This is a genomic window from Sedimentibacter sp. (assembly GCF_033447055.1).
Classification (GTDB): Bacteria; Bacillota; Clostridia; order Tissierellales; family Sedimentibacteraceae; genus Sedimentibacter.
In genome coordinates this window covers 1-8,230 of sequence record NZ_JAWQJF010000041.1, presented here as the reverse complement: position 1 = coordinate 8,230, position 8,230 = coordinate 1, and the positions used below count along the sequence as shown (strand labels likewise).

5 protein-coding genes and 1 pseudogene are annotated in these 8,230 nt (G+C 32.5%); 5 read left to right on the top strand and 1 reads right to left on the bottom strand.

The features are described from left to right. The 3 genes from SA378_RS02605 to SA378_RS02595 form a co-directional block, all read left to right on the top strand. Window positions 1-261 (top strand): hypothetical protein (locus SA378_RS02605; protein ID WP_318524434.1); only part of this gene is annotated, 261 nt, incomplete at its 5' end. A 241-nt stretch (window positions 262-502) separates the two neighbouring features. Beyond that, the gene (thyA, locus tag SA378_RS02600) at window positions 503-1,333 is read left to right on the top strand and encodes a thymidylate synthase (RefSeq protein ID WP_318524433.1); all 831 of its coding nucleotides are present in this window, start codon (window positions 503-505) and stop codon (window positions 1,331-1,333) included. A 20-nt stretch (window positions 1,334-1,353) separates the two neighbouring features. Further along, on the top strand, window positions 1,354-1,854 hold the full coding sequence (locus tag SA378_RS02595) for a dihydrofolate reductase (RefSeq protein WP_318524432.1): 501 nt from the start codon (window positions 1,354-1,356) through the stop codon (window positions 1,852-1,854). Between the two features lie 51 nt (window positions 1,855-1,905). Here SA378_RS02595 and ppdK read toward each other — a convergent pair. After that, window positions 1,906-4,530: pseudogene (ppdK, locus tag SA378_RS02590) on the bottom strand (pyruvate, phosphate dikinase). A 345-nt stretch (window positions 4,531-4,875) separates the two neighbouring features. On the opposite strand from ppdK, the gene dxs reads away from it, so the two are divergent. After that, entirely contained in the window at window positions 4,876-6,741 is a 1,866-nt protein-coding gene (gene dxs, locus SA378_RS02585) for a 1-deoxy-D-xylulose-5-phosphate synthase (protein ID WP_318524431.1), read from the top strand. Window positions 6,742-7,013: 272 nt separating this feature from the next. Beyond that, window positions 7,014-8,093 (top strand): cell division protein ZapA, encoded by a 1,080-nt coding sequence (gene zapA, locus SA378_RS02580; protein ID WP_318524430.1) that lies wholly within the window; start codon window positions 7,014-7,016, stop codon window positions 8,091-8,093. Window positions 8,094-8,230 lie beyond the last annotated feature (137 nt).

Genomic DNA, 8,230 nt, shown 5'->3' with positions numbered 1-8,230 from the left:
CTTAATTTTGTCATATTATTTAACATTAAGGGAATAATATGTATAAAATCAGGAGGGGAGTTTAGCATGAACGAATTTGAGAAAATAAAAAAAATGTACGACAGTGGATTTAGATGTATAAGGTACGACGATACTAAAGATGGAGATATGTGCATTTATTTTAAAAATTTTGATAATGAAAATTCTGAAGCAATGAAAATAAGCGGGTTCGAGCAGAAGATGCAAATAAAAAATTTCATTAATCAGAATTCGATGAAATAGGGAAAGAGAACTAACGTTTTCTTTCATGCTTTTATTGCGGCAGGAATATCGCAGTCTCGTTCAAAAATTTATTTGCTTACTTCGTTCGCATAAATTTGGAACTCGTTGCGGTTGGACTACCGCCTTTCTTCCCTTACGGTCGAAAAAATGGGGTTAGGGCATACAATTAATTTGTATTGACGGCTAATTTGTTATATAATATTATAAATGTTATAAAACCGAAGAAAGAGAGGCTTGTAAAATGAGCATAGCTGATAAAATTTTTATAGAAAATTGCAAAGATATACTTAATAATGGTGTGTGGGACAATGATTATGATGTAAGACCCAGATGGGAGGACGGTACACCTGCTCATACTATTAAGAAATTTGGAATTGTAAACAGATATAATTTACAGGAAAGTTTTCCTATCTTGACTTTGAGAAGAACTAATTTTACTGCTGCGATTGATGAACTTTTTTGGATATGGCAGAAAAAATCAAACAATGTAAATGATCTTAATAGCCATATTTGGGATTCTTGGGCTGACGAAACAGGTTCAATCGGTAAAGCTTATGGTTACCAACTCGGTTTAAAACACAAGTACAAAGAAGGAGAATTTGATCAGGTTGACAGAGTATTGTTTGATTTAAAAAACAATCCGGCTAGCAGGAGAATCATGACTAATATTTATAATTTTCAGGATTTGCATGAAATGCATCTTTACCCTTGCGCATACAGCATGACATTCAATGTGTCCGGAAATAAGTTGAATGCAATATTGAACCAGCGCTCCCAAGACGTGCTTGCAGCAAACAACTGGAATGTTGTGCAATATTCTATTTTAGTACATATGATGGCTAAGGTGAGCGGTTTAGTTGCTGGAGAACTTGTTCATGTCATATCAGATGCACATATTTATGACAGACATGTTCCGATTATAGAAGAGTTAATAGAAAAAGAACAACATGATGCTCCAATTCTTGAAATAGATAAAGATATTGTAAACTTTTATGACTTTAAAGTTGACAGCTTTAAACTTAATAACTATGAATATAATCCATTCAAAGTAAAGGTACCAATAGCTATATAAATTAAAATTAAGGAGTTACTATGAAACTAATTGTTGCTGTGGCTAAGAATTGGGGAATTGGTAATAAGGGAAGCTTGTTGTTTGATCTCCCTGAAGACATGGAATTTTTCAGAAACACCACAAGAAATAATATTGTTGTAATGGGAAGAGTTACCCTTCTTTCACTTCCGGGTGGGAAGCCTTTAAAAAATAGGGTTAACATTGTCATGACAACGGATAAAGACTATACAGCTGACGGTTGCATAATTGTTCATTCAATAGATGAACTGTTAAATGAAATAAAAAATTATAATAGTGACAATGTTTTTGTAATCGGAGGAAGCAAAATTTACAATGAGTTGTATCCTTACTGCAATGAAGCCTATATTACTAAAGTTGATGCGATTAAAGAAGCAGATGCATATTTGCATAATTTTGATGAAGATGAAAACTGGTTTTTATCATACGCATCAGAACTTCATGAAAACAACGGTATGAAATTTACGTTTAATACCTACAAAAACAAAAATATTACAAATTAATCAATAAAAAAATAAGGATTGAAAAGCCATGGCCTTTCAATCCTATTATTTTTAATTGAATTTTATTGCTGCTTGTGCAGCTGCTAATCTTGCAACTGGTACTCTGAATGGTGAACATGATACGTAGTCAAGGCCTGTTTTATGGAAGAATTCAATAGAAGCCGGATCTCCTCCGTGCTCTCCGCACACTCCCAGGTGAAGATGATCTTTTGCACCTTTTCCAAGTTTAACAGCCATTTCTACCAATTTTCCAACTCCAGATTGATCTATGCTTTGGAAAGGATCTTGTTCAAGTATACCTACTTCCTTGTAATCATTGATGAATTTTCCTGCATCATCTCTTGAAAAACCAAAGGTCATTTGTGTCAAGTCATTAGTACCAAATGAGAAGAAATCAGCATATTCTGCAATTTCATTTGCTGTAACGCATGCTCTTGGTATTTCTATCATAGTACCAACCAAGTATTTGAGTTCGGAATTTTTCTCTTTTTTAACTTCTTCAGCTATTTCAATTATTAATTCCCTTAATATTTCTAGTTCTTCTTTTTTGCCAACTAAAGGTACCATTATTTCAGGAACTATTGAAATGTTTTCTTCTTCTGAAACTTCAATTGCAGCTTCTATAATAGCTCTTGTTTGCATTTTTGCAATTTCAGGATAAGTTATTGCAAGACGGCAGCCTCTGTGGCCAAGCATAGGATTAAATTCCTGCAAGCCGTTTATTGTATCTTTTAATTTTGATACTTCAATATTCATATCTTTAGCAAGTTCGATTATGTCATCTTCATTTGTAGGAATAAATTCATGTAAAGGAGGATCCAAAAGTCTTATAGTAACCGGACGAATACCCATGATTTTAAATATTCCTTTAAAGTCATTTTTCTGCATAGGAAGAATTTCTGACAATGCTTTTTCCCTTTGAGCTAACGAATCTGCGATTATCATTTTTCTTACTGAGAAAATACGGCTTTCTTCAAAAAACATGTGTTCAGTTCTGCAAAGTCCGATTCCTTCTGCTCCAAATTTAACAGCTGTTGCTGAATCGTTAGGAGTATCTGCATTTGTTCTTATTCCAAGTTTTCTGAATTCATCAGCCCATTCCATTAATTTTCCGAAATTTCCGGAAATATTTGCATCTACTGTTTCTATACTTCCGTCATATACATTTCCCGTGCTTCCGTCAAGAGATATATAATCTCCTTCTATATATTTTTTCTCACCAACAGTCATTATTTTCTTATGTTCATCAACATGTATTGCTTCACATCCTGCAACACAGCATTTTCCCATACCTCTTGCAACAACAGCTGCATGTGATGTCATTCCACCTCTTGAAGTAAGAATTCCTCTTGCTTTGTTCATTCCTTCAATATCTTCAGGAGAAGTTTCTTTTCTAACAAGAATTGTTGCTTCACCTTTGCCGGCTGCAGCTACAGCTTCTTCTGCAGTAAAATATATTTTTCCTGTTGCTGCTCCAGGTGATGCGGGAAGTCCTTTAGTAATAGGAGTTGCTTTTTCTAATTCTTTTGGGTCAAATTTTGGATGGAGAACCTGATCTAACGATCTTGGGTCAACACGCATAACTGCTTGTTTTTTATCTATGAGTCCTTCTCCTACCATTTCAACAGCAGCTCTTAATGCTGCTTCGGCAGTCCTTTTTCCTGAACGAGTTTGCAGGAAGTATAGCTTTCCTTGTTCAATTGTAAATTCTATATCTTGCATGTCTTTATAGTGCTGTTCAAGTGTATGAGCGGCATCCATAAATTGTTTATATATTTCAGGCATAACATCATTCAATTTGTCAATCATTAACGGAGTTCTAATGCCTGCAACAACATCTTCTCCTTGGGCATTGATTAAAAATTCTCCAAACACTTTCTTTTCTCCGGTAGAAGGATTGCGGGTAAATGCAACACCTGTTCCAGATGTATCTCCCATATTTCCAAAAACCATTGATTGAACATTTACTGCTGTTCCAATATCGTGTGGAATGTCATACAAATTTCTGTAAGTAATTGCTCTTTGATTGTTCCATGATTTAAAAACTGCTTCAACAGCCATTAAAAGTTGAACTTAAGGAGCTTGAGGAAAATCAGTCTTTGTTGCTTCCAGGTAGATTTTCTTGAATTCCTTAACAAGTTGTTTTAAATCATCTGCTGTAAGTTCAGTATCATATTTGTAGCCATTTTTTTCTTTTATATTATCGAGGGCATTGTCGAATTTGTACTTAGGAATTTCTAATACAACATCTCCAAACATTTGAATGAATCTTCTGTAGCTGTCATATGAAAAACGTTCATTTCCTGTAATATTTGCTATTCCTTCAACAGTGTTGTCATTAAGTCCAAGGTTTAAAATTGTGTCCATCATTCCAGGCATGGAAATTGCGGCACCTGAACGAACAGAAACCAACAATGGATTTTTTACATCACCAAATTTTTTTCCAGTTTGTTCTTCAAGCAATTCAAGGTTTGATTTTATTTGGCTAATTATTTCATCTGATAATTTTTTTCCTTGAACATAAAATTCTGTACAGGCTTCTGTAGTGACAGTTAATCCTGGAGGTACTGGCAGTCCAATATTAGTCATCTCAGATAAATTGGCACCTTTTCCTCCAAGTAAACTTTTTTGAGAAGCGCTTCCTTCTTTAAACAAATAAACCCATTTTTTACTCATACTTGTCCTCCATTTTCTCTACCACATATAATTTTTTGAAATTAGTTGCAAATATTAGTGTTTCTACAATTTTTCTGTGTATTCATGCCTAAAGATTTTAACCATATCGCAAATATATGTAATATTGCAGCAGCATTTAGGTTAATTAAGAAAAATATCTTCAACTATTCAAATTTATATAAAAAATTTTGATAAATATCACACATATAATATAACATATTTACTCAAAAGTACAGCATATTTTCTTAAAATGGAAATAAAAATAATTAATTTTGACATATTTATTTAAACAATATATAATTGTAGCGATGCATTACTTAAATTTAATGCTTATGAGAGGGAAAAATGAAATATTTGGATAAAATAAATTTACCTGTTGATTTACGACAATTAAAAACAAGTGAGTTGAATATACTTAGCAATGAATTGAGAGATTACATAATAAAAAGTGTATCAAAAACAGGAGGACATTTAGCATCTAATCTAGGAGTTGTAGAACTAACAATTGCACTGCATTATGCATTTAATACTCCGACGGATAAAATTATTTGGGATGTAGGGCATCAGTCATATGTTCATAAAATATTGACAGGCAGAAAAAATGATATGTCTACATTAAGACAGTTAAATGGATTAAGCGGTTTTCCAAAAAGAGCCGAAAGTGAATATGATGTTTTTGATACAGGGCACAGCAGCACTTCAATATCAGCGGCAATTGGAATGGCAAGAGCCAGGGATTTAAAAAAAGAAAATTATGAAATTGTAGCGGTTATAGGGGATGGAGCATTAACCGCGGGAATGTCGTTTGAAGCACTAAATGATGCAGGAAGAAGCAATACAAAGTTAATAATAATTCTCAATGACAATGAAATGTCCATTTCGCCCAATGTTGGGGGATTATCCCGATATTTAAGCAAGGTCAGAACAGATTCAAGATATTTAACTACAAAAAAAGATGTTGAAAAATTCTTAAACAACATGCCAGTTGGAGGAGGAAAGTTAAAATTATTTCTAAAAAGAGCAAAAGACGGCATAAAGAAAATGGTAGTTCCGGGAATGCTTTTTGAAGAGCTTGGTTTAACATATATGGGTCCTATTGACGGTCATAACATAGAGGATCTTTTAGAATCGTTTAAAATTGCAAAAAATATTGAAGGCCCGCTTATAATGCACGTTGTGACTAAGAAGGGCAAGGGCTATAAGTTTGCAGAGCAAAGACCTAACGAATACCATGGAGTTTCTCCATTTGATATAGAAACAGGAAAAAAATTAAAACAATCAACAATTCCTACTTATTCTGATATTTTTGGCAATAAACTTTGTGCGATAGCTGATACAAATGAAAATGTTGTTGCAATTACTGCAGCAATGACTGATGGTACAGGACTTAAAAATTTTGCAAAGAAATTTCCTCAAAGGATTTTTGATGCGGGCATTGCTGAGCAGCATGCGGTAACTATGGCTGCAGGTCTTGCAGTAAACGGGATTGTTCCTGTTGTTGCATTGTACTCATCATTTTTGCAAAGAGCTTACGACCAGGTTATTCATGATGTTTGTTTGCAGAACTTGCATGTTGTATTTGCAGTAGATAGAGCGGGACTTGTTGGTGATGACGGAGAAACGCATCATGGGATATTTGATGAATCATTCCTAATTCAAATTCCAAATATGACAGTTATGGCACCTGCTGATTACCGAGAGCTTGAAAGTATGCTGGAGTTTGCAGTCAATGATTTTAATGCGCCTGTTGTTATAAGATATCCAAGAGGAAGTTTGAAAGATTACATAAATAAAAGTTATGCAAAAATAGAAAATGGCAAAGGCATTGTTGTTGAAGAAGGACGTGACATAACAATCGCAGCAAGTGGCAAAATGGTAATTACAGCACTAAATGTGAGAGAAATTCTTAAAACAAGAAATATTGATGCAGAAGTTTTAAATTTAAGATTTTTAAAACCTTTAGATGAAAATATGATTTTAAAATCAGTAAACAAAACTAAAAAAGTAGTTGTAATAGATGAAGCTTTGTCTTGCGGGGCTGTTGCGGTAAGCATAAAAGGGATTCTTCCAAAATCAGTTGATGTTATGCTTAAATCATTGCCGGATAAATTTATTAAACAAGGATCTGTTGAAGAGTTGTTAAAGGAGAACAACATGGATGCACAAAGCATTGCAGATGATATTATAAAATTTTTGGGAAGTCAATATTGAGATTAATTTTCAAAATCCTTCACTGTATTCCGATGACATAAACGTGGATTGTCAATATATTAAAATAATATCAAAAAGTATTATTTACTATTGAAATTTTAAGTATTATACTTTAATATTAATATATAATTTTATATTTGCGGTTGAAATATTTTGTTTTAAAGACATCTATATAAAATGCAGATTTTTTGTTGCTTGAGATAAAATAATATATGGGAATAACTAATAGAAGACAGGAAATCAGTGAAAAAATATGAAGGGGATTTGATTGTATGAATAAAGTAGAAATTGTAATAGGTGATAAAAAATATAATGTCAAAACAGATGAAAGTCCCGAATACGTTAAAAATATTGAAATAATTCTTAATGATCAAATAAATTCTATAGCCAGTGCAAACAAGAGGTTTAACGACATAGATAAATTAATATTGTCATCTTTTGTTGTTGTTGATAAATATATAAAACTTACAAATGAAGTTACTGATTACAGAAAAGAAATCTGTGATGAAATACAGTTTTTGAAGGAAGAAAAACTAAAAGCTGTACAGGAAAAGGAAGATTTGCTGGGTAAGTCACAAGAGGCAATTCTTGAGAAAGAAAGATACAGAGAAAAACTTCTTGCAAAGGATAACGACAGGGAGTATTTAAATTCACAAATTGCAAAGCTTCAAGATAAGCTAAGTGAGCAGGAACAACAGCTCATAAAAAGCGAAATGCTTATTAATGAATTAAAAATCAAAAATGAAGAGTTAGAGGATATTTGTGACGATTTAACAAAAGAGAGAGAAAATTTCACTAAAGAAATTAACTTTATGAATAATACAAAGAGCAGCTTAAACGGCAGAATTTCTAAACTTCAGTTAAAGCTCAACGAAAGAGAACAAAGTGTTATTCAGCTTGAAAAAACTATTAGAGAGCTTAAAAGTGCAAATGAGGATAAATCTCAAAAGCTTTATAATATTAACGATGACCAGCAAAAAATGAACTTAATTATAGAATCAAAGCAAAAAGACATTGAATCTTTAAATAATAAAATTAGCATGCTGCAAAATAAAATCAACGAAAAAGATGACGTTGTAAGAAATAAAGACAAATCAATTAATGAATTAAAGAATAATGCAGATGAATTAAAGAAAAAATATGAAAATATTAATGATGAAAAAGAAAAATACCTTGAAGAGTTACTCATGATAAATAACGACAAGGAAAATTTAATTAACAGCATAAATGAGCTTCAAGAAAAGTTAAATCGAAGAGAAACTGAAAATTTCCAAAATCAGTTAGAAATCAGTCAGCTCAAAAAGGATAATAGAGAATTGCTTGAACTTCTTGAAAATGAAACGTCTATTTAAACCATAAGGAACGCACCAGCGTTCTTTTTTAAAAATTAGGAGAAAGTGTGAAAAAAGACTGTGATTTTTGGGCAACCTTAACTAAGAGTTCATAGAACCCAATAAAAATATTTGATTAATTAATTACCGTTGCAATT